The organism is Aequorivita sp. IT1183, from assembly GCF_058068265.1.
Genome location: NZ_JBYRHS010000001.1, coordinates 449,223 through 472,213, shown reverse-complemented (window position 1 = coordinate 472,213; position 22,991 = coordinate 449,223). Strand labels below are relative to the sequence as shown.

At 36.4% G+C, this 22,991-nt stretch carries 20 protein-coding genes and 1 tRNA gene; 11 read left to right on the top strand and 10 right to left on the bottom strand.

Features of this window, described 5'->3' with window-relative positions:
- Window positions 1–152: 152 nt before the first annotated feature.
- From rpiB to AC3RVF_RS02045, 3 genes are read left to right on the top strand one after another with little or no spacing between them, the layout of a single operon-like run.
- A complete protein-coding gene (rpiB, locus tag AC3RVF_RS02055; RefSeq protein WP_489690298.1) occupies window positions 153–584 on the top strand; it encodes a ribose 5-phosphate isomerase B in 432 nt (143 codons plus the stop codon).
- A gap of 9 nt (window positions 585–593) precedes the next feature.
- Complete coding sequence (locus tag AC3RVF_RS02050; protein WP_489690299.1) at window positions 594–1,511, top strand: cation diffusion facilitator family transporter; 918 nt, start codon at window positions 594–596, stop codon at window positions 1,509–1,511.
- Between the two features lie 16 nt (window positions 1,512–1,527).
- Window positions 1,528–1,968: a GNAT family N-acetyltransferase gene (locus tag AC3RVF_RS02045; protein ID WP_489690300.1), complete on the top strand. Its 441-nt coding sequence runs from the start codon at window positions 1,528–1,530 to the stop codon at window positions 1,966–1,968.
- On the opposite strand, the gene AC3RVF_RS02040 is transcribed toward AC3RVF_RS02045, so the two are convergent.
- The gene (locus AC3RVF_RS02040; RefSeq protein ID WP_489690301.1) at window positions 1,958–2,329 is read right to left on the bottom strand and encodes a hypothetical protein; all 372 of its coding nucleotides are present in this window, start codon (window positions 2,327–2,329) and stop codon (window positions 1,958–1,960) included. The two genes, AC3RVF_RS02045 and AC3RVF_RS02040, sit on opposite strands and share 11 nt — an antisense overlap.
- A 208-nt stretch (window positions 2,330–2,537) precedes the next feature.
- Between AC3RVF_RS02040 and AC3RVF_RS02035 the strand changes: the two genes are divergently transcribed.
- On the top strand, window positions 2,538–3,764 hold the full coding sequence (locus tag AC3RVF_RS02035) for a T9SS type A sorting domain-containing protein (protein ID WP_489692623.1): 1,227 nt from the start codon (window positions 2,538–2,540) through the stop codon (window positions 3,762–3,764).
- Between the two features lie 548 nt (window positions 3,765–4,312).
- Here the strand turns inward: AC3RVF_RS02035 and AC3RVF_RS02030 are convergent.
- The 6 genes from AC3RVF_RS02030 to AC3RVF_RS02005 form a co-directional block, all read right to left on the bottom strand.
- Entirely contained in the window at window positions 4,313–5,935 is a 1,623-nt protein-coding gene (locus AC3RVF_RS02030) for a S41 family peptidase (RefSeq protein ID WP_489690303.1), read from the bottom strand.
- A 108-nt stretch (window positions 5,936–6,043) separates the two neighbouring features.
- Window positions 6,044–6,853: a DUF4349 domain-containing protein gene (locus tag AC3RVF_RS02025; protein WP_489690304.1), complete on the bottom strand. Its 810-nt coding sequence runs from the start codon at window positions 6,851–6,853 to the stop codon at window positions 6,044–6,046.
- Window positions 6,840–7,205: a ribonuclease P protein component gene (rnpA, locus tag AC3RVF_RS02020; RefSeq protein WP_489690305.1), complete on the bottom strand. Its 366-nt coding sequence runs from the start codon at window positions 7,203–7,205 to the stop codon at window positions 6,840–6,842. Before rnpA ends, AC3RVF_RS02025 begins: the two co-directional genes overlap by 14 nt.
- Window positions 7,206–7,291: 86 nt before the next feature.
- Window positions 7,292–9,127: a M1 family metallopeptidase gene (locus AC3RVF_RS02015; protein WP_489692622.1), complete on the bottom strand. Its 1,836-nt coding sequence runs from the start codon at window positions 9,125–9,127 to the stop codon at window positions 7,292–7,294.
- A complete protein-coding gene (locus AC3RVF_RS02010; protein ID WP_489690307.1) occupies window positions 9,127–10,794 on the bottom strand; it encodes a S8 family peptidase in 1,668 nt (555 codons plus the stop codon). Before AC3RVF_RS02010 ends, AC3RVF_RS02015 begins: the two co-directional genes overlap by 1 nt.
- A 15-nt stretch (window positions 10,795–10,809) precedes the next feature.
- Window positions 10,810–11,670 carry an MBL fold metallo-hydrolase gene (locus AC3RVF_RS02005; protein ID WP_489690308.1) on the bottom strand — a complete coding sequence of 287 codons (861 nt, stop codon included), beginning with the start codon at window positions 11,668–11,670 and terminating at the stop codon, window positions 10,810–10,812.
- 139 nt (window positions 11,671–11,809) lie between these two features.
- Here AC3RVF_RS02005 and AC3RVF_RS02000 point away from each other — a divergent pair, with 139 nt between their 5' ends.
- Both AC3RVF_RS02000 and AC3RVF_RS01995 read left to right on the top strand, forming a co-directional pair.
- Window positions 11,810–13,672, top strand: a complete 1,863-nt coding sequence (locus AC3RVF_RS02000) for a cation:proton antiporter (protein ID WP_489690309.1) — start codon at window positions 11,810–11,812, stop codon at window positions 13,670–13,672.
- A gap of 44 nt (window positions 13,673–13,716) precedes the next feature.
- Entirely contained in the window at window positions 13,717–13,944 is a 228-nt protein-coding gene (locus AC3RVF_RS01995; protein WP_489690310.1) for a hypothetical protein, read from the top strand.
- A gap of 63 nt (window positions 13,945–14,007) precedes the next feature.
- Here the strand turns inward: AC3RVF_RS01995 and lepA are convergent, their stop codons facing one another.
- Window positions 14,008–15,804: a translation elongation factor 4 gene (gene lepA, locus AC3RVF_RS01990; protein ID WP_489690311.1), complete on the bottom strand. Its 1,797-nt coding sequence runs from the start codon at window positions 15,802–15,804 to the stop codon at window positions 14,008–14,010.
- A 218-nt stretch (window positions 15,805–16,022) separates the two neighbouring features.
- On the opposite strand from lepA, the gene AC3RVF_RS01985 reads away from it, so the two are divergent.
- The 3 genes from AC3RVF_RS01985 (at window position 16,023) to AC3RVF_RS01975 (ending at window position 20,324) form a co-directional block, all read left to right on the top strand.
- The gene (locus AC3RVF_RS01985) at window positions 16,023–18,437 is read left to right on the top strand and encodes a TonB-dependent receptor domain-containing protein (protein WP_489692621.1); all 2,415 of its coding nucleotides are present in this window, start codon (window positions 16,023–16,025) and stop codon (window positions 18,435–18,437) included.
- Between the two features lie 155 nt (window positions 18,438–18,592).
- Complete coding sequence (gene dusB, locus AC3RVF_RS01980; RefSeq protein ID WP_489690313.1) at window positions 18,593–19,585, top strand: tRNA dihydrouridine synthase DusB; 993 nt, start codon at window positions 18,593–18,595, stop codon at window positions 19,583–19,585.
- 82 nt (window positions 19,586–19,667) lie between these two features.
- Window positions 19,668–20,324, top strand: coding sequence for an FAD-binding oxidoreductase (locus AC3RVF_RS01975; protein ID WP_489690314.1), 657 nt, complete (start codon window positions 19,668–19,670; stop codon window positions 20,322–20,324).
- A gap of 25 nt (window positions 20,325–20,349) precedes the next feature.
- Here AC3RVF_RS01975 and AC3RVF_RS01970 read toward each other — a convergent pair whose 3' ends face one another.
- The gene (locus tag AC3RVF_RS01970; RefSeq protein WP_489692620.1) at window positions 20,350–21,555 is read right to left on the bottom strand and encodes an FtsX-like permease family protein; all 1,206 of its coding nucleotides are present in this window, start codon (window positions 21,553–21,555) and stop codon (window positions 20,350–20,352) included.
- Between the two features lies 1 nt (window position 21,556).
- Window positions 21,557–21,952 (bottom strand): 30S ribosome-binding factor RbfA, encoded by a 396-nt coding sequence (gene rbfA / locus AC3RVF_RS01965; RefSeq protein ID WP_489690316.1) that lies wholly within the window; start codon window positions 21,950–21,952, stop codon window positions 21,557–21,559.
- 138 nt (window positions 21,953–22,090) lie between these two features.
- Between rbfA and mce the strand changes: the two genes are divergently transcribed.
- Both mce and AC3RVF_RS01955 read left to right on the top strand, forming a co-directional pair.
- On the top strand, window positions 22,091–22,498 hold the full coding sequence (mce, locus tag AC3RVF_RS01960) for a methylmalonyl-CoA epimerase (protein ID WP_489690317.1): 408 nt from the start codon (window positions 22,091–22,093) through the stop codon (window positions 22,496–22,498).
- Window positions 22,499–22,613: 115 nt separating this feature from the next.
- Window positions 22,614–22,687: transfer RNA gene (locus tag AC3RVF_RS01955), tRNA-Ile, on the top strand.
- Window positions 22,688–22,991 lie beyond the last annotated feature (304 nt).

Below are 22,991 nucleotides of genomic sequence, written 5' to 3'. Positions count from 1 at the left end.
AAGAAATCATTACTATTTTAAAACCAATTGGTTAAAACGGGTTCACTGACTTTGTCTTCAATAGTGATTAAAATATAATTTTTTACTCTTAAAATTTTATGTAAGAAAATTTCTGAATCCGAAATCATTACCTTTGAAAAAAAATAGATATTATGAAAATTTCCATCGGTAACGACCACGCAGGCACAGAGTATAAATATGAAATAATTTCGTTTCTTGAAAAGGAAGGACACACTGTTATTAATCATGGAACCGATTCTGAATCGAGTGTTGATTATCCAGATTTTGTACATCCAGTAGCAGATGATGTTGAAAACCAAAAAGTAGATTTAGGTATTATAATCTGTGGTAGTGGTAATGGCGCTAATATGACCGCTAACAAACATCAAAAAGTGCGTTCGGCACTTTGCTGGACAAAGGAAATTACCCAACTTGCACGTCAACATAACGATGCAAATATTTTAAGTATTCCGGCACGATTCACTAGCAAACCACAAGCTGTAGAAATGGTTAAAACCTTTTTAGCAACTGAATTTGAAGGCGGTCGTCATCAAAACCGGGTAGAAAAAATTGCCTGTTCATAACCGTTTAAAATGCCTCACAATCACGAACACTCTCACATCCATTCACATCCAGATTTGAAAGGAAGAAAGTTATTGCTTTCCATTCTTTTAAATATTGGTATTACCGTTGCACAAGCAATTGGTGGTATTATTTCTGGTAGCTTATCGTTGTTATCTGATGCGCTTCATAATTTTAGCGATGTGCTTTCATTGGTGGTTAGTTATATTGCCGATAGATATTCAAAAAAAGAGGCATCTGTAGAAAAGACTTTCGGTTACAAACGCGCCGAAATAATAGCTGCTTTTGTAAATTCTGCTACTTTAATAGTAGTTGCGATTTATCTAATTTACGAAGCTTCTATTCGTTTTTTCAATCCACAAGCTATTGAAAGTAACTTAGTTATTTGGTTAGCTATTTTAGGTATCTTCTTTAATGGTTTTAGTGTTTTATTACTTTTTAAAGATTCAAAAAGTAATATGAATATGCGCTCAGCATATCTTCATTTAATTACTGATATGGCTGCATCAGTAGCTGTTTTAATTGGCGGTTTATTAATGAAGTATTACGAGTGGTTTTGGGTGGATAGCCTACTAACAGTTTTAATAGCACTATATTTATTAGTAATGGGTTACGATTTACTTAAAACTTCTTTCAGAGTTTTAATGTTATTTACTCCCGGAGATTTAAATTTGGTTGTTATTAGTGATGCGCTTTGTGAAATTCCTGAGATAAAAAACGTGCACCATATGCATATTTGGCAGCTCAATGAAGATGAGACACATTTAGAAGCACATATCGATTTTTATGAAGACGTAACCCTTTCACAATTTGACGCTGTGCTTACGAAGGTTGAGGAAGTTCTTTATCGCGATTACGGAATTAATCACGTTACTATTCAGCCCGAACATCAAAAAGACGACCCAAAGGATATAATTGTTCAAGATTGATTTTATTTAAAAAGCTATGGAAATTGACGTAAAGAATTTTGAGGAATTAAGCATAAATGAACTGTACAAAGTTTTGCAATTACGAAGTGAAGTATTTGTAGTAGAGCAAGATTGCGTCTATCAAGATATTGATGGAAAAGACGAACGTGCTTTGCATGTTATGGCTTGGGAAAATGAATTATTAGTTGCTTATACGCGCTGCTTTAAAGCTGGCGATTATTTTGATGAAGCATCTATAGGAAGAGTTTTAGTGCGTGAAAATTATCGAAAACTTGGTTATGGGCATGAAATTACTAAAGCGTCCATAAAGGCTATTAAAACAAATTATAAAGCCAATACCATTAAGATATCGGCTCAAATTTATTTAGTCATTTTTTACGAAAGCCACGGTTTTAAAACTATTGGCGACCGTTATATGGAGGATGGAATCCCGCACATTGCTATGGTTAGAGCTTAATAAGGTTTTTTTCCAAATTAAGGTCTTTCAGCATTTCGTCTGTAAATTTATAATGACCACGACGGGTAATTATTTTAAAACGCTGATTTCTCATTCGCGTTAAAGTATCTAAAAATTGCCATTTCGATTTAAGCAATCGCGGTTTTGCTGATTTTAAACTTATTTCGAAATAATGTTTTATGCCAGCACGATCAGCAACAATGTCTGGGGTAATTACTACATCGCTATCTTTTTTATGATAGGATTTTGGAGTTTCATAACCGTCCACATCAGCCTGAATGTGTTCAAAACCCCTGTTCTCTAAATAGGCTACAGATTCTTTTAGAATCTCCATATTTTCATCTCTGTCTACTTTTAACATAAGGCCTAAAGTACGATAATATTGATAAACAGTGAGTTAAGCTTATGTTAAGTGAAGAAAAAGTTTTGTTAGGGATATATATATTGATGGTTTCATTTTATTTTTTAAATGAAATTATCCAAGTAATCTATTCGAAATGATATTGTCATTCGGGAAGGAGTAATTTCTAAAAAGTACTTTAGCATAATATATTAAATCATTTAAAATTGTGAATATTTCATTGGTCAAAATAACTACGATTTCTATTTCTATACTTTTTATGGGAATGGGTCAAATTTATTCCCAAACGGGCTGTACAGATCCTCTAGCTAATAATTATAATCCGGATGCTATGCAAAACGATGGGAGTTGTACGTACAATTCTGTAGCAGTTTCTACTACAAATAGCTATCAGTTGGACGCCGAACTTGCAGAAACTTCGGGACTAATTTATTGGGAGGAGAACCTCTGGACGCATAATGATAGTGACGATAACAATCTCTATAAACTTAACCCTTCAAATGGTTCAATTGAGAGTGAAATTTCCTTAGAACCTCTAATAAATGTAGATTGGGAGGAAATATCGCAAGATGACGATTATATATACTTGGGGGATTTTGGGAATAATCTCAATGGCAATCGTATAGATTTAAAAATTATTCGCGTTACCAAGGTTTCAATACAAGCTGGAACGCCTGAATTTGACTTTATAAATTTTGCATATGAAGATCAGGTCGATTTTACTCCTCAGGAACCCAATAATACCGATTATGACTGTGAAGCTTTTATTGTAACTACTGATGCTATTTTTCTTTTTACAAAGGAATGGGTAAGTAATAAAACTAGGCTCTATAAAATCCCTAAGATCCCTGGTACATATCAGGCTGAATTACAAGATACATATGATATTGATGGGTTATTAACTGGTGCAGTATATAAAAAAGATGAAAACATTATTGCTCTTTCAGGCTATAGCAACTTTTTACAACCTTTTGTTTTTCTGTTATATGATTATTTTGGAGAGAACTTTTTTGGGGCGAACAAACGGAAACTAGGTATAAACTTGCCATTTCATCAAGTAGAAGGAATTACCACCAGTGACGGTCTAAATTATTATATTTCTAACGAAAGATTTGACAGCACGGGAACAATCCAAAAATTGCACACTTTATACCTTACTCCGTATTTAGATCAACATCTTAGCATTTTATCAATTGAAGATAATGAGCAGTTTAAAATATTTCCTAACCCAACAACTTCCTTGCTTGAAATTGTAGATACTCAAAATTTGTTTCCTTTAAATTATATCATTTTTGATTCTGCTACAAAAAAAGTGAAGGAAGGTACGCTCTCAGCCCAACATTCAACCATTAACGTTTCGGAATTGTCTACGGGAAATTATATTTTAAAAATTGGGGAAAAAGCGTCGAATTCATTTAAAATTATAAAGGAATAGTTTTTTCTTTTAAGCTTTGGAATCCTTTAAAACCGAAAGCAACTTTTTTAAAAACAGCCTTTATTTTCGCATAAAGACACAATATATTGTTTTGCTTGTTTTTAATTAGTACTACTCACTAACATAAGAATGATTAAAAGTATTTACTCTATTTCTTTCCTCCTTTTCTATTATTATAAAGATGTAAACAGGAATTAAAAAAATTAAAGCAACTGCATACAATCCCATCGAATTATTAGAATATCTTAGAACTTTTAACCAAAATACCAAAACCAAAATTGAACCGATTAAGAAAATAGTACCAGCTAATAGATATGCCAATTTTGATTCCTTAGCATAAATTTTATTCAATCGCGTTTTAATTTTCGAATTACACTTGCTACAATTTAGTGTCTTAGTTTTTCCATACTTCATTGCATATTCAACACGAGTAGCTGTAGTAGATTTAAAGCTATTCTCGTATTTACAATTCGGACATTTTAAGTATAGATTCAAAATCAAAATTTTTAACCTTAATAGGTCTCGACTGACCTCGACCGAGACAAAATTCACTTCAAAATTTTCTTATACCTCCCTGCATCATTCAAAACTGAAACAGCCTCTAAAATCTCTGGATTGTGCTCAATTTGATAATTATACAATCCTTCTCTATAGAAATATCGTTTCAAAATTTCATCAATTAATAAAGACTCTATTTCTACTTTTTTGTCAATAACGGCTTTATCTTTTGCATTGTCGATTGCGGCCATAAGTTGGTTGTAACTCGTCGCAATCTCTTTACTCATATCATCACCTTCCGAAATTTTTAAACCTTCTGCAAACTTCTTTTCTGTCTCGGTTTCGTATTCAAAATTGTTGTCTTTTAAAAACTTAAGAAAATCTTGAAAATCGGCTTGGGTGAATTTAAAATCCTTCCAATCTGCCATTTGGTGGCTGTAATAATATTTTGTTGCGTAGTCGAAAATAGCATTGTCTTTCAAAAGTGCTGTGGTGATTGGACTAAAAACAGCCGACTTTAATTCAACATCCGGAAGGATTCCGCCGCCGTCATAAACCGTTCTGCCGCCTCTGGTTTTGTACGCGTTGTATTCTTTTGCATCTTTCCTGATAGGGTCTCCATTTTCATCGCGATGCCAATAATCTAAAGCCTGAATAGACCTGCCACTAGGCGTGTAATAACGAGAAATGGTAACTTTTAACTGCGTTCCGTATGTTAGTTTTTTTGGTCGTTGCACCAATCCTTTTCCGAAACTACGTGCGCCCACAACTACTGCGCGGTCCAAATCTTGTAAGCCACCGGAAACAATTTCGCTAGCGGAAGCACTTCTTCCATTTACCAAAACCACAACAGGAATTTCTTTATCAACTGGGTCGTATTTGGTTTTATAAACTTGGTTGTATTTTTCAATTACAGACTTTGTAGTTGTAATAACTTCGCCTTTATCAACAAAAAGATTTACCACATTTATAGCTTCATTCAGCAATCCACCAGGGTTTCCGCGTAAATCCAATATAATTTTTGTGGCTCCCTGCGACTTTAAATCTACCAGCGCCGCCTTGGTTTCAATTGTAGTTTTACTATTGAATTGCGAAAGCACGATATAACCAATGTCGCTATTTATTAGTTTGTAATAGGGTACAGCTTTAATATCTACCGCGTCGCGGGTAATGATGGTTGTGGCTAATTTTCCTTGGCGTTTGTAAGTTACTTCTACTTTAGAACCTGGGGCACCTTTTAATAATTCGCCAGCATCGTCTTGCAAATCGGCAACTGTAATATCGCCAATTTTTACAATTTCATCGCCAGCTTTTAAACCTGCTTTATCGGCTGGATAATCTTTATAAGGCTCAACAATAATAATTTTATCCTTTCTGCTTTGTGCAATTGCGCCAATGCCTGTATAAACGCCCGAATTATTGATTCTAGCGTCCTCTACTTGCTGTTCGTTCCAATAGACAGTGTAAGGGTCTAAATCTTCCAACATTCCCTTTATGGCTTTGTCCATAAGCGTGGCAGGAGTAACTTCGTCCACGTAATTCATGTTCAATTCTTTGAATAGCGTTGTGAAGATTTCAATCTGTTTGGCAATTTCGAAAAAGTCACTTTTAAAACTTACCGTGGTAAAAAATATACCAAGGGCCACAATGGGAATTATTATTCTTTTTTTCATTTTGTTGAAATTTATATATCCTGCAAGGTTTCAAAAACCTTGTAGGTCTTTATGACTGATCTCGAAACCTACAAAGTCGGGAAAAAGACCCTGCAGTTTTCTGAAATTTTAATGCGTTTTCCTTTTCTTTTTTAACAATATACGAAGAATGACAACAACTACAATTGCAACGAGGAATAAAGGCCAAAGGTATAAAATGCCTAAGAAAAACACCGAAATACCATTCCAGCCGCCTTGCATAGCGTTTTTCATTTTTTGACCGTACGATTGAGTAACTCCAGTTTCGGCAGTGGTTTTATAGAATTCAATATTCACGGTACTCATAGATACTTGACTTTGCAAATATTGCAAACGCCCTTGTTTTGCTTCAATTTCTTCACGAATATTTGAAAGTTCGCGTTCTATTTCAAGCATATCTTTTACGTTGTTGGCTTTTTTCAGCAATTCCAGATATCTGCTTTCAAGTTGGCGTTTTGCTTTTAAACGCGCTTCCAGATCTACAAATTCTTCGGAAACATCTTGTCGGTTAATTTCGCGACTATCGAAATAAGCCACCCCTTCAGAAACACCATCGATAAAGGGTTGAAAGTTTTCTGTGGGAACGCGAACAATTAAGTTTTTATAAAGACGGTTGTAATCTTTTCCACTATTGTCACTTTGCACCAAGCCTTTGTATTGCGATGCAAGCTGAAGAATTTTTTTGTGCGTGGCCTCTACATCAATTGTTTCAAAAGCTAAGCGGGCAGTTTTAATTATTTTCTGTTCTTCTTGTGGCGGAGGCGTGAGTTGCTGCGTAAATGAAGCTTCTGTCATCATCTTTACATCTGCCATTGAAGAATCTCCCGCATAATTTTTATTGGAACTTCCATCCGAACATCCCAAGACAAACAATAAAAGTAACGTGCTAATTATTTTCATCCCCTAATTTTTTAAGCAGCTTTTGCATTGCTTTTTCCAGCTCGGCATACTGCGGTTTTACTTTTCCTAAATAAAGAATGAGCATCACAAATTTCTTGCCGTGAATTTCTTCAAGCAAATGTTTGTTAAGTCGGTATGCTTCGCGAAGCTGTCTTTTTACCCGATTTCGATCCACAGCAGATTTAAAATTCCGTTTCGGAACAGCGAATGCGGCAAGGTGAGTTTCAATATTTTCCTTCGGAAGAAAAAATATTTTTATAGGAAATTTAAAAAGCGTTTCACCTTCCAAAAACAATTTTTCAATCGTTTTAGAACTTTTTAATTTTTGAGGTTTTGGAAATTTTTGGTTCACGCTGTAAATATATAAAAAGAAAGACCTCAAAGGTTTTTAAAACCTTTGAGGTCTAATGTCATTTCAACAATTTCCCCCTTTGGGGGCTAGGGGGCTTCCCATAAATTATTGTCAGGATTAATATCGGCCATTCGTCGTGTGGCATCAATCATCATATTTTTTATTTTTTTACCGTTTTTTATTTCAAAAGTATAGGTTGGATATGCCCACGCCCAGTCTTCTAAAACAGTTCGTTTTAAATCTGTAAACGGATTTGGTTTTTCGCCCCAAGTCATTCGCAATGGAATGTAAAATAACTCTTGCGTCCCGTCTTCATAATTTACATAAAGGTCTATTGGCAATGGCATTAAACCATTTCTTTCCAAAGTAATCTTCGTGTTTTCTCCTTCATTTTCAACAGCTTTTATGCCGTAATCTATGGTATTTGTTGTTTGCGTAAAATCCATTAAATACCAATCTAACTCAAATCCTGAAACCTTTTCCGCAGTGCGAATAAAGTCGTTTGGCGTTGGATGCTTGAATTTAAAATCTGAGTAATAGCGCTTCAACGTTTTTGAAAGATTCTCTGGGCCAATAATGTACCCCAATTGCGTTAAGAATACAGAGCCTTTGCTATATGCATTTACGCCATAAGCGCGGTTGCTAGCATATCTATCTGCGTGCGTGGTTAGTGGTTGTTCCTTTCCGCTAGTGGCCATGTATAAATAACCTCTGTATGAACCAGCATGCGGATTTGGCTTGTTTTCCTCCATAACATAATTCATCGCTTCGTCTGAAATGTATGAGGTAAAACCTTCATCCATCCACTCGTGCTTAAGTTCGTTTGTTGCCAAAACAAATTGAAACCAAGAATGTGCCAGCTCGTGAGCTGTTACTCCCACTAAGCTTCCAAACTCGCGACCACCGGTAATCATCGTGCTCATGGCATATTCCATTCCACCGTCTCCACCTTGAATTACTGAATACTGCTCATAAGGATATTGCCCAACTTGCTCGTTGAAAAATTCCATTAATGCTGCAGTTTTAGGCTGAAGATTTTTCCAGTTTTCGGCAATTTCAGGATCATTTTTATAGAAAAAATGAAGCGTTACGCCATTGGGTCCTGGGTAAGTGTCGTGCACATATTCATTATCTGCCGCCCAGGCGAAATCGTGAACATCTGGCGCTAAAAAGTGCCAAGTGTATTTTCCTTTTTTAGGTTTCATCCATTTTTGTCCGGGGGCTGTGTAGCCGTGGCCAACTTCCGCCGGATTTTGTAAATAACCAGTTCCACCGATAGTGTAGTCTGCGTCGATAGTGATAGTAACATCAAAATTACCCCATACCCCGTGAAACTCACGGCCAATATAAGGATCGGCGTGCCAACCTTCAAAGTCGTATTCTGCTAGTTTTGGGTACCACTGCGTCATTGTTAATGCAACACCTTCTGAACTATCTCTGCCTGAACGACGAACCTGCAATGGAACCTGTGCATCCCATTCCATATTAAATACGGTGCTCTCGCCTGGTGGGATGGGTTGGTTAAGCATAACTTCCATCACTGTTCCTTTAATTCTATATTTTGCTGCAACACCACTTTGAGTGAATAATGTAGGTTTAATATACCCAATTTCTTCAGGAGACAATTTTGAAATTCTATCCGTCACTCGGCTATCTGGATCGGCAATATTGCGCGAACGCACATCCATTTCGCTTCCGGGTTGAAAGGCGTTAAAGTAAAGGTGATAAAAAACCTTGTTTAAAGTATCGGGAGAGTTGTTTGTGTATTTCAACTCTTGCGTACCTTTATATTGAAAGGTTTTCACGTCCATTTGAACGTTCATTTTATAATCAACTTCTTGCTGCCAATAGCTAGTGTTATTTTGAGCTACAGCCGAAAAAAATACTGCTGATAAGAAAAATAGATTTACAATTAGCTTCATTATTTAGACATTTTATCGGCCATTATTAAGGCGTTATACATATTTACAATTTTACCAGATTTTGAAATATTTGAGAAAGATTCGGTATTGGAAGCTTCACCAGCCAAGATTACTTTTGTATTTATTGAAAGTCCACTATCCATCAAAATTTGCTTTACTTGTTTTGCGGAAAGGTTTGGATAATACGAACGAATCATTGCAGCTACTCCAGCAACTTCAGGAGATGCCATTGAAGTTCCTTGTAAATATTCATAAGTGTTTAATGGTGTGGTTGCCCAAATTTTAACGCCTGGAGCAAATACATCTACGTTTGTTTTTCCGTAGTTTGAAAAGTTTGCCACAATTTCGCTTCCATATTCAAAGTTAAGTGCACCCACAGATAAAAATGTATCTGCCATTTCGGTTCCATTATCAATCTGATCGTTTGGATAAATGTTTACGGTATCTAAGTCGAAACCGTCGTTTCCAGAAGCGTTCACAATTAAAACATCTTTTGAAGCTGCGTATTTTATAGCTTCATAAACCCAGTCTGCATGTGGAGAATAGTATTTTCCGAAACTTGTATTTACTACTTTCGCACCATTATCTACGGCATAACGAATTGCTAACGCAATATCTTTATCATACTCATCGCCTTCAGAAACTGCGCGAACAGCCATAATTTCTACATTATTTGCAACGCCGTCCATACCAATACCGTTGTTGCGTTCTGCGGCAATTATACCTGCAACGTGAGTTCCGTGTTTTACATTTTCTTTGGTAGGGTCTGGTCCTGCTACATTGTTATCACCATAAACATTATCCGTAATATCGTCTGGATCATCGCCTAAAACGCCACGAAAATCTTCAGTCATATTAAAATTACCCTTCAATCTTCCGTCGAAATATTTTAAACCGCCTTCAAGTTCTTTCAAAACTTCAGGTACGGATTCTGCAAAGTTCAGCATTTGGTTAAGCATTGCTATTTGTTGCTTTTCTTGTGGTGAAGGATTAGTTATAGCGGCTAAATCTTTTTGCGTATAATTTTCTTTACCAAGTTTCTTAGCCATTGATTGGTGCGTTGGCTTCAGTTGCGAAACAATCTGCCCGTAACGTTCTTTATTAGCCATTATCTCTGAAACTTCCTTCTCGTATTCAGCACTTGCTTTTAGATACAATGCGTAATCTTCGCGGTCTGCAGCACTAATTGAAGATTCACTTTTCCCTTCAAATTTTGGCTTCAATTTTCTGATGATACGCACATATTCCATGTTTTCATCGGTAATATCGCCAAGAAAATTCCAACCGTGAATATCGTCTATAAAACCGTTATTGTCGTCGTCAATACCATTTCCGGCTATTTCGCCTGGGTTGGTCCAGATTACGTTTTTAAGATCTTCATGTTCAATGTCTACTCCACTATCAATTACAGCTACAATTACTTTTGTGCCTTTACGTTTTTTAATTATTTCGCTGTAGGCTTTATCTACGCTCATACCTGGAACGGTATCTTTCACTAAATCCATCGCTGGCCAGTGTTTAAGTTGCGCATCTGTAAGCGGTACTATTTTTATGGGGTTTGAATCAATGTTTGAAATTGGTGTGGCAACAATAGTTGCTCCACTACCGCAGCTTGCAAATACAGTTGATAATGCAACTGCAAAAAGAGTGATCTTAAAAATTTTCATTTTTGAAATAAGGAATTAATTAAAAAATTCGGTGAGTGATAATGTTTCGTTTAGACGAACACCTTTATCAGTATTTTTTACGGTAATTATTGGGTTGTGAGCATCGTGTTCCATTAAAAGATAGAAATTGTTTTCCGCTGCTTTGTTTAGAAATTTTTCTTTTTCGGGAAGTGTCAGCAACGGTCGAGTATCATAACCCATCACAAACGGAAGTGGTAAATGGCCCGCTGTAGGCAATAAATCTGCCACAAATACCAGCGTTTTTCCTTTATAATTTATATGCGGAATCATTTGCTTGTCTGTGTGCCCGTCAACAAATAAAATTCCGAAATCGAGTTCGCTTGCCTCTGCAAAATCTGAGTTGGGTTGCGTCACAAACTTTAACTGCCCGCTTTCCTGCATGGGCATGATATTTTCTTTTAAAAAGGAAGCTTGTTCCCGTCGGTTGGGTTCGGTTGCCCATTGCCAGTGATCTTTATTGCTCCAATATGTAGCATTTTTGAAGGCTGGCTCGTAACCCGTTCGGTCTTTATTCCGTTGTACACTTCCTCCGCAATGGTCAAAGTGTAGGTGCGTCATAAAAACATCTGTTATGTCATCGCGATGAAACCCATATTTTTTAAGGGAATCGTCCAAATTATGATCGCCCCATTGGTAATAGTAGCTAAAGAATTTATCGTTTTGTTTATTACCCATTCCAGTGTCGATTAGCGTTAGCCGATCGCCGTTTTCAATAAGAAGACATCGCGCGGCAATATCTATCATATTATTTACATCAGCTGGGTTGGTTCTGGTCCAAAGAGTTTTTGGTACAACGCCAAACATAGCGCCACCATCTAGTTTAAAATTGCCGGATTCAATAGGGAATAATTTCATAATTTGAAGAAATGAATCGCAAATTAACAAAAGCCTTAGAGACCAAAGACCGAAGTATAACTTAATTATACTATTTTTAACAATTCATTAGTGTTTCGTGGAAGCGAAAAATCTTTATTTTTACCGAAAACCCAACTGAATGGTAGAACTTGCAGGAATTATAATTCTCGGAATCCTGGCCCAGTGGGTCGCATGGAAATTTAAAATCCCGGCTATTTTACCTTTAATTTTGATAGGACTACTAGTTGGTCCGATTTCCACATTTTTGTCAGAAGATGGAACTCAATGGCTTCAACCTATTTGGAATGGCGAAAAGGGATTATTTCCCGGTGAAAATCTTTTCTATTTTGTGTCTTTGGCCGTAGGAATTATTCTTTTTGAAGGTGGACTCACCTTAAAAAGAGACGAAATTTCAAAAGTAGGACCATCCATTGGTAAGTTGATTAGTATTGGTGCTGCCATCACTTTTATAGGTGCTGGTGTTGCTGCTCATTATGTGTTTGGACTCGATTGGCGTATTGCTTTTCTTTTTTCGGCCTTAATAATTGTTACGGGACCAACCGTAATTACTCCTATTTTAAGAAATATTCCACTTAAAAAAGATGTGGCTGCTGTTCTTAGATGGGAGGGAATTCTCATTGACCCCATTGGTGCTTTAGTTGCTGTACTTGTATACGAATTTATTAGTGTAGAAGGTGATTCTGGCTATACTAAACAGGCATTGTTAGATTTCGGAAAAATTGTTTTAATAGGAATGTCCTTCGGAATTACTGCAGGGTACGCGCTCTATTTCGCTATAAAAAAGAAACTCGTACCGCACTATTTATCAAATGTGGTATCTCTTTCGCTAGTAATGGCAGTGTTTGTTATAAGTGATTTATTCGCACACGAATCTGGGCTTTTGGCTGTAGTGGTAATGGGAATGTTTCTTGGTAATAGCGATTTGCCAAGCCTAAAGGAGCTTCTTTATTTTAAGGAATCACTAAGCGTTTTATTGGTTTCTATATTATTCATTTTACTTGCGGCAAACATAAGTGTTGAAGACTTATTGCTAGTTTATAATTGGAAAACAGCAATATTATTGGCAATAGTAATTTTTATACTTCGGCCTTTGACGGTCTTTGCCAGTACCATTGGCTCCTCGCTTAAAACCAATGAAAAGCTGTTTATAAGTTGGGTAGGCCCTCGCGGAATTGTTGCTGCAGGTATATCCTCACTATTTGGTACCAAGTTGGTTTCAAAAGGTGTAGTTGGAGCAGAATATATTACACCTTTAGTTTTTGCAGTGGTTTTAATAACTGTAATTATGAACGCCACAACAGCTAGAGTTGTTGCAAGCTGGCTAGGAGTCTATTTAAAAAAATCTGAAGGAATTATAATGGTTGGTGCTTCAAAAGCATCAAGACTTATTGCAACGTATTTACACAAAAACAACCGACATGTTGTGCTTATTGATTCCAACCAATTAAATATAAACAGAGCAAAAGAATTAGGTTTAGAGGCATTTACGGCAAACATCTATGCAGACGATCTAACAGATAATATAGAATTGAACGATGTAGGTTATTTACTTGCAATGACTGGGAGCGACGAAATTAACAAACAAGCTATTAACCGTTTTGGAAGATATTTTGGTGAAAATGGTACTTTTAGATTGATGACTTCTGATGAAATGCAGAAAAGACAAACGCTCTCTGCCAAAGAATTATTTTCGCACACCCACGATTATACAAAGTTTACACAAGTTGCTCAAGACTTCCCTTCTATTCAAGAAATTCCTGTGGAAAATCACAATCAATTTTTAAGAGTGCTAAATATTATAAGTGAAAACGAAAATGCGATCCCACTTTTCCTAAAACACGAAACGGGATATTTAAACCTCTTAAATGCACCATCAGAACTTGAGGTTGAAGTTGGGTGCAGTCTTGTATATTTAGGAAAACCAATGGATTTTGAAGATGTTGTAAACGCCACCAGAACCGAAAACGAAGGAAAGGCTTAGAAATAAATTTGAAATACAAACGTTTTCATAGAAACTACTTTTTAATGAAAAACTCTTTTTTAATTATAGCTATTATTTGCGGTCTGTCAGTTATATCTTGCAAGAAGGATGATGGCGGCAGTTGTACTACCTGTTCCTCTCCTGAGACGGCAGATTTTCAAGTTTGCGAAGAAAGTAATGGGAATGCATCTGTTAACGGCCAAAATACGGGAACACCTTATGATGTCTATATTCAAGGTTTACAAGAAGCGGGAGCTACTTGTGGGCAGTAAAATTTCGAATAAAACTACTAAAATTATATAATGAAAAAGCCCAGAAATTCTGGGCTTTTATAATTAATCGTTTAGCTTAAGTACTGCCATAAAGGCTTCCTGTGGAATTTCCACATTACCCACTTGGCGCATTCGCTTCTTTCCTTTTTTCTGCTTTTCAAGAAGTTTACGTTTACGTGAAATATCTCCACCGTAACATTTTGCAGTAACATCTTTTCGCAATGCTTTTACAGTTTCACGGGCAATAACTTTTGCGCCGATAGCCGCTTGAATTGGAATATCAAATTGTTGTCTTGGAATAAGTTGGTGCAATTTTTCGCAAATTCTTTTACCAATATCGTAAGCATTGTCACGGTGAAGTAAAGCAGAAAGTGCATCTACAATGTTTCCATTAAGTAGCACATCTACTTTCACAAGGTGCGACTGTCGCAATCCAATTGGTGAATAATCAAAAGAAGCATATCCTTTTGAAACAGTTTTTAGACGATCGTAAAAATCGAAAACAATTTCTGCTAAAGGCATGTCGAAAGTTAATTCAACCCGTTCTGTTGTTAAATATGTTTGATTGGTAATTTCACCTCTTTTCTCAATACAAAGTGACATCACCGAACCAACAAAGTCTGATTTTGTAATAATTGTAGCCTTAATATAAGGCTCTTCAACGCGGTTTAAAGATGAAGGTTCTGGTAAATCTGAAGGGTTGTTTACCAAAATTACTGTATCCGGTTGTTTGTTGGTAAAGGCGTGGTAAGATACGTTTGGAACGGTTGTTATTACCGTCATATTAAACTCTCTTTCCAACCTTTCCTGAATAATTTCTAGGTGAAGCATTCCTAAGAATCCACAACGAAAACCGAAACCAAGTGCCGCAGAACTTTCTGGAACAAAAACGAGAGAAGCATCGTTAAGTTGTAGTTTTTCCATCGAGTTTCTCAACTCTTCGTATTCTTCAGTATCAACAGGATAGATACCTGCAAAAACCATTGGTTTTACATCCTCAAAACCTTCAATCATATTGACTGTTGGGCTTTTAGAATCTGTAATTGTATCACCAACTTTTACTTCTTTGGCTTCTTTAATACCTGTTATTAGATAACCTACATCGCCTGTTTTAATAACATCTTTTGGTACTTGTTTCAGTTTTAAAGTTCCCACTTCATCTGCGTAGTAGCTTTTTCCGGTAGCCATAAACATAATGTGTTGCCCTTTTCTTACTTCGCCATTAAGGACTCTAAAATAGGTTTCAACTCCTCTAAAAGGATTGTAAACAGAATCAAAAATCAAAGCTTGTAAAGATTCATCCGGATTACCTTTTGGCGGCGGAATACGTTCAATAATAGCGCTTAAAATTTCATCGATTCCAAGACCTGTTTTTGCACTTGCAGGAATTACTTCTTCAGCTTTACAGCCTAAAAGATCAACAATATCGTCTGTTACTTCCTCTATGTTTGCTGAAGGAAGATCTACTTTGTTTAGCACCGGAATAATTTCTAAATCATTCTCTAACGCTAAATACAAGTTACTTATGGTTTGCGCCTGTATGCTTTGTGCCGCGTCAACGATAAGCAACGCACCTTCGCAAGCAGCAATAGATCGTGAAACTTCGTATGAAAAGTCTACGTGTCCGGGAGTGTCAATTAAATTAAGAGTATATTTTTCGCCTTTATAAACATAGTCCATTTGAATGGCGTGGCTTTTAATGGTAATGCCACGCTCGCGCTCCAAATCCATACTGTCTAATAATTGGGCCTGTTTTTCGCGATCTGTCACTGTACCGGTGGCGTCCAAAAGTCTGTCTGCCAAGGTGCTTTTTCCGTGATCTATATGGGCTATAATGCAAAAATTGCGGATGTTCTTCATAAAAATTCCTTCTCGTGCTATAAGTTGCAAATATATATTAAAAGAGTGACTATATTTATTATCATTCTAAGAGTTAAAAAAATAGCCTTCAAGATTTTGTTTTGAATATATTTTTAACATATTTGTAGTACGGTTGATATATTTCAGCTAGATTTATCATTTTCTCCCCAAGTTAAAGTCATAGTAACGGGTATCGCCCCAGATGTCTACTTATTGTTATGAGAAGATTATTCATATTTTTATCCTGCCTTCAGGCAAGTGTTATGATGGCTCAGGACCTAACAGTCTCTGGGAAGGTGAGCGATTTAGAAAAAACTCCATTATCTTTTGTAAACGTGTTGGTCTATAAGGCCGAAGCCGAAAGCCCATTTAAGGGAACTACCACAGATGAGGATGGTTCTTTTTTTATCAAGGGTTTACCAGTTGGAAGCTATAGCATTATCTTCAGTTATATTGGTTTTGAAGACTATCGGCAAACCGTCGAACTTTCTTCAAACGAGAACTTGGGAAATATTACTCTAAAAGCAAGTCAAGAAATGCTGGACGAGACCGTGGTTGTTGCAAAACTACCAACCATAAAAAAAACCGTCGGGAAATTAGTTTTCAATGTTGAGAATACTTCACTTTCCGTTGGCAGTACAATGGATCTTCTTAAAAAAACGCCCGGTGTCGTCGTTATTGGCGAAAGTATTCAAGTAAAGTTTTCATCTCCGATTATCTATATTAACGGAAAACGGGTTTATCTTTCAGATTCGGAAGTAACTTCACTTTTGGAAAATACCGATGCTACAAATATTAAATCTATTGAAGTTATTACAAACCCTACTGCAAAGTACGATGCCGAGGCGGGAACAGTACTAAATATTGTTACTTCGAAGGCAATTTCAATAGGTTATAAAGGTTCGGTAAACACTACATACACCCAAGGTATTTATCCGAAATATAATTTCGGAACTTCACATTTCTATAAAAACAAATGGCTGAACCTATACGCCAGCTATAATTACAATACCAAAAAGGAGTATAAAGAAGACGATAACTTCATCCGTTTTTTTGAGCCAGATGAGGTATCTACAAAATCTATTTGGGAAACAGAATTTAATAGAACTACAAATTCTGAAAATCATAATGGAAATATAGTTTTAGATTTCTCCTTAGATGAAAAAAATACACTTAGTCTAACCTCAAGTATTTCGGTGGCTCCGACAAGTACGTATTATAACAATGGGAATGCCTCTATTTATGATGCCAAAAAACAGTTAGACTCTATAAACACTACCATGAGCGAGGTGAATTATAAAAAGGATAACTTAAATTTTGCCCTAGATTATCAAAGAAAATTAAACGAAAGCGGAGCAACTATCTCTGCAACGGCCAATTATATTTATTACAACAGCTATCAAGATCAAGGTTTAAGCACCGATTACTTTTTGGCAGACAATGAGTTTTTACGGAACTACAGCTTTTTTACAAATTCAGCACAGAAGAGCAATATTTTTACGGGACAAACAGATGTTTCTACAGGTTATTGGGGTGGTAAATTGGAAGTTGGTTTTAAAGTGAGCAATATAGATACTGAAAGCAAAATAGACTTTTTTAATACTCTTAATAATATAAATACTTTCAATAATGCACTTTCAGATGATTTCAATTATAATGAAAATATCTACGCCGAATATATAAACTTCGAAAAGGAATGGGAGAAATGGAGCTTTACTGCCGGACTGCGTGCGGAATACACAGAAACTAATGCTATTTCGCGTAGGCTTGGATCAACAAGCAATCAGGACTATTTTGATGTTTTCCCATCGGCATCGGTAAATTATAGTATTAATGATAATAACAGCATTGGTCTTGCTTACAACCGAAGCATCCAACGCCCGAGGTATGAAAGCTTAAACCCTTTTAAATATTTTATAACCGAAAATAATTACATAGGCGGAAACCCTAATCTAGTTCCATCTATAAAAGATAAAATTACTTTAACTTATTCCCTAAATAATAAGTGGTTCTTTGATTTGTATTATGAAAACGTAAACAACGAATTGGCTTACTTGTCTTTTCAGGATAATGAAAAAAGCGTTTTACGGAGCGTGAATGCAAATTTAATTGAAGCGTATCAGTACAGTTTTGATATTGGTTACTTTAATTCGCTAACGTCTTGGTGGTATTTTCATTTATCCACCTCATCTTTCTATTTATCGAATAAGTTTGAAGCATTGGAAAGTTCACAAGATGCTTATACTAATGATACTTTTGGGCAATATCTGCAAACCTATAACAGCTTTACGCTTACGAAAGATCGATCGTTTACTGCAGATGTTACCGCCCTTTATATTTCTAATTTTGTCTTCGGAAACCGCTATTTCAAAAACCAGAATTTTGTAAATATTTCTTTTAGAAAAGAATTTTGGAATAAGCGTGCAAGTATAACCGTTGGTGTAGATGATGTTTTCGATACACTTAACAATGTTGAATCTGTTGCAAAATATTACAATCAAGACAATCGGTTTACCAGTTTTCAAGAGAGTAGGTTATTTCGTTTAGGATTCAAGTATAACTTCGGAAATGCGCGACTTCGCGATAACAACAAGCAAATACAATCTGATGAGGGCGATAGGCTTAAAGGATAGCTAATTTCTTCGCTATTGAATAAAACTAACCCCGACCGATTGCTAGAGAAGATTCAGTTTTTTTGGCTTCGACAAACCTTAATAGTTATCAAGCTTTTTCATTCATCGCTTATTAGTTGATATTTACTACTTTTGCAGTTCCAAAAACAAAAGAATTGCCAAAAATAGGAAACATACAACTGCCAGATTTTCCATTGCTGCTTGCACCAATGGAAGACGTTAGCGACCCGCCATTCCGCGCACTTTGCAAAGAACAGGGCGCCGATGTGGTTTTTACTGAATTTATCTCTTCGGAAGGACTTATTCGCGATGCCGCCAAAAGTGTGATGAAGCTAGATATTTACGAAAAGGAACGCCCCGTGGGTATCCAGATTTTCGGCGCTGTTTTAGAATCTATGCTTCGTAGTGTAGAAATAGTTGAAGCCAGCGGCCCAGATATGATTGATATTAATTTTGGCTGTCCGGTAAAAAAAGTAGTTTCAAAAGGTGCCGGTGCTGGTATTTTGAAAGATATCGATTTAATGGTAAGCCTAACCGAAGCAATGGTGAAGCACACCAAACTTCCGGTTACCGTAAAAACCCGTTTGGGCTGGGATCACGATTCCATAAAAATTATGGAAGTTGCCGAACGCTTGCAGGATGTTGGCTGTCAAGCTTTGTCTATTCACGGTCGAACGCGCGCTCAAATGTATAAAGGCGATGCCGATTGGAAACCGATTGCAGATGTAAAAAACAATCCACGAATGCACATTCCAATCTTCGGAAACGGCGATGTTGATACGCCCGAAAAAGCAATGGAAATGCGCGATAAATACGGTTTAGATGGCGCAATGATTGGCCGTGCAAGTATTGGCTATCCTTGGTTTTTTAAAGAGGTAAAACACTATTTTAAAACTGGCGAACATTTACCGCCACCCACAATGGCTGAACGTGTTTATGCCGCCAAACGTCACCTACAAATGGCGATTGACTGGAAGGGTGAAACACTAGGCGTTTTTGAAACACGCCGTCACTATACAAACTATTTTAAAGGCATTCCAAATTTTAAAGAATACCGAATGAAGATGGTTACCAGCGATGATTCTGCGTCGGTATTTGAAGCATTTGATGAGGTTTTGGAAGTGTTTAGTGATTTTGAGTTTGCTTAAATGAATAACAATTTTTAAGTGTCTTAACCTCTAAACTGTTTTTCTTATAAATCCTTCTATCTTTGGGGACCAAACTATCGTCATGCAGCGGCTCAAGATACTCAACACACATTTTATTTCTCACAACGTTAAGCGCTTTGTACTAGAAAAACCATCGGAGTTTACTTATACTCCGGGACAATCTGCACATATTTCTATTAATCTGCCGGAATGGGAGAAACAGATTCGGCCGTTTACGTTTACTTCGTTACAACATTGGGATTACTTAGAATTTATAGTCAAAATTTACGAAGACCATAAAGGCGTTACGTCGCAAATGGGTAAGCTCAATACGGGCGACGAGTTGCTACTTCACGACGTTTATGGTACAATTCAATATAAAGGACCGGGCATTTTTATTGCTGGCGGAACAGGTATTACGCCTTTTATTGCAATATTTAGAGCGCTTTTGGAGAGTGGAAATCTGCGGAATCTCGCGCTTTTGTATTCAAATAAAACCAAAGAGGATATAATTTTGCACGATGAATTGACGAACATGTTGGGACCTGCCTATAGAAATGTGTTTACCCAAGAGGGAGTAATTGGTTTTCGCGAGCGCAGAATTGATCGAAAATTTCTAATAGAGACCATTGGCGATTTTAATTCTCGCTTTTACGTATGTGGTCCCAAGATTTTTACTGAAGAGATTTGTGCAGCCTTAGTAAGTTTGGGAGCAGATCCGGAATTCCTAATCGTTTAAATAGGCACGGTGCAAACCAGTGGTATTAAACCAACAGCTTTTCTCTAACTCTACTCGATGCAATTTTTGAAGCGATAACCCCTAAAACTGTTATCGTTACAAAAACAATCGCAACATTTAGGAAGTCCATTTTTACAGGATAGGGCAAGGTGCTGGTAATAGCCACGAACTCGAATTTTAATTGCGCAAGTACGGCAAGAATTCCTAAGAATATTCCCAGTAAACCGCCAAGCACGGTCATTAGCGTGCCTTGTAAGAAAAAAATGCGGCGTATTTCGGGTAACGAAGCACCCAGATTATAGAGTGTTTTTATGTTTTTCCGTTTGTCCAAAACCATCATTATTATGGAACCTATTACATTGAAAAGCGCAATTATTAACACTAAAGTGAAGATTAAATATACCGCAATATTTTCAGTATTCAGCATTTTGTAAAGCGCGTCGTTTTGCTGAATTCGATTTTTGATGATAATTTTCTCCGTAAAAATATATTCAATTTTGGCTCGTACGTTTTCTTCAGAAGCGTTTGGAAGCAGTTTAATTTCAACAGCGGATATTTTAGTACTGTCTAACGACAACAAGTTGCGAGCAAATTCTAAATCGGAAAAAACATATTTAGAGTCTAAATCTTCGTTTACTTGATATACGCCGGAAACCACCACCTTTTCCTGGGTAAACGCATCGGTAGGATCCAACGCATTTAATTGTCCCGTACCAGGTTTTGGAACGTAAATTTCTAGCAATTCGCCATAATCGCGAACGCCCAAAGATAATTTTGCAACGGTGGAAAGGCCAATTACCACTTCATTTTCGTGGGGTACCAACCAATCGCCGTAATACATTATACTGTCTAATTGGGTTACTTTACCGTAAAGTGAATCCACTCCTTTTATGTACGAAATGTGATTTTTTCCTTTATAATGAAGAAAAACACGTTCTTCAATTATTTCAGAAAAGTTTTCAATTCCTTCAATATCTTTCAGCTGCGATTTTTGTGCTTCAGAAAAAACGATTGTTTTTCCGCTTTCGGGAAGTATTTTAAGATCACTATCAAATTGGTTCGTAAACTGAAGGCTGAAATCTTTCAAACCCGAAAAGCCCGAAAGAACTATAAACAAAGACATTGCGCCTACAACTACGCCCAAGGCTGCAATACCTGTAATAATATTGATGGCATTGTTGCTGCTTTTTGAAAACAAATAGCGTTTGGCGATGTAGAGCGAAAAATTCAACTTACGATTTTTTTCTATTCGGAAGCAAATCTGGGTTTTTTAGTGGGTTTTCTTCGCCTTTTACGGCTCTATCAATCTTTTCAATATATTCCAAAGAATCATCGTTATAAAAGGAAAGATCGGGCATTTTGCGCAGTTGATTTTTTGTTAATTGCGCAATTTGGTGTTTTATGTTTGGTTTTAATTTGTTCAGTTCTGCCACAATAGCTTCTGCTTTATCTGCGGGGAAAATGCTTACGTAAACTTTCGCAATGGAAAGATCTGTAGTTGTGCTCACTTTGCTCACCGAAATAATAATGCCCATTTGACCAGCTTCGCGAAGCATACTCTGCAATACGTTTGCAAGATCATTCTGCAAAACGCTACCTATTTTTTTCTGTCTGTTAGTTTCTTCCATAGTGCAAAAATAGAATATAAAACCGTACGGAATGTTAATGAAGTGGCAAGCTTGTTGAAATTCAATAGAATTAAGTTTGTATTTTTACGTTTTTAATAGGTATTTCCACCCTCGTGGAATTGAAATTTAAAACTCTTGATGGAAAAAATAGAACATATTGGTATTGCGGTTAAAAACCTCGCCGATGCTAATAAAATATATGAAGCCTTGTTAGGAAGTGCCCCCTACAAGAGCGAAAAAGTGGAGAGCGAAAGTGTTGAAACTTCATTTTTTAAATGCGGAGAAAGCAAAATTGAACTTTTGGAGGCTACTAACCCGGACAGTGCGATTGCGAAATTTATCGATAAAAGAGGGGAAGGCGTACACCATATAGCCTTTGCAGTGAAGGATATTAAAGCAGAGATGAATAGGCTGAAAAATGAAGGATTTATTTTACTGAGCGACGAACCCAAGAAAGGTGCTGATAATAAGCTAGTAGCCTTTCTTCATCCTAAGTCTTCAAATGGAGTTTTGATCGAATTGTGCCAAGAAATTGAGAATAACTAAAAATAGTTTTGCTGTATTTGTAAAGTGTTTTACATTTGCAAACCTTAAACCTACCCATTAGTGTTTTCGCTTTGGTATAAGTTTAGGCAGATAATTGAAATATTGATATTATAAAGGTCCCATAGCTCAGCTGGTTAGAGCACCTGACTCATAATCAGGGGGTCCATGGTTCGAGCCCATGTGGGACCACATTTTTTCCGAATGAAAGTTGATTGATATCCAATTTCTTTGCAATTATTAACATCAAACGAGCGATTTATTACTTTTTATTAAAAAGTCTGCAATTAGCGCTCTCGAAGAATGTTCTTAAAAATGTTAAGTATATCGACTTAAAATACCAAACTAGTTATTGTTCAATAACGAGCTAATAAAAAATATATTTACTGTACAATTTACAGTGTAATAGTGAGTTATTACTGTTGCGATAATTCATTTTTTATTTACTGTATATTTTTTTTTTAGTATTTTAGCAGATTCTAACGATCCCAAATTG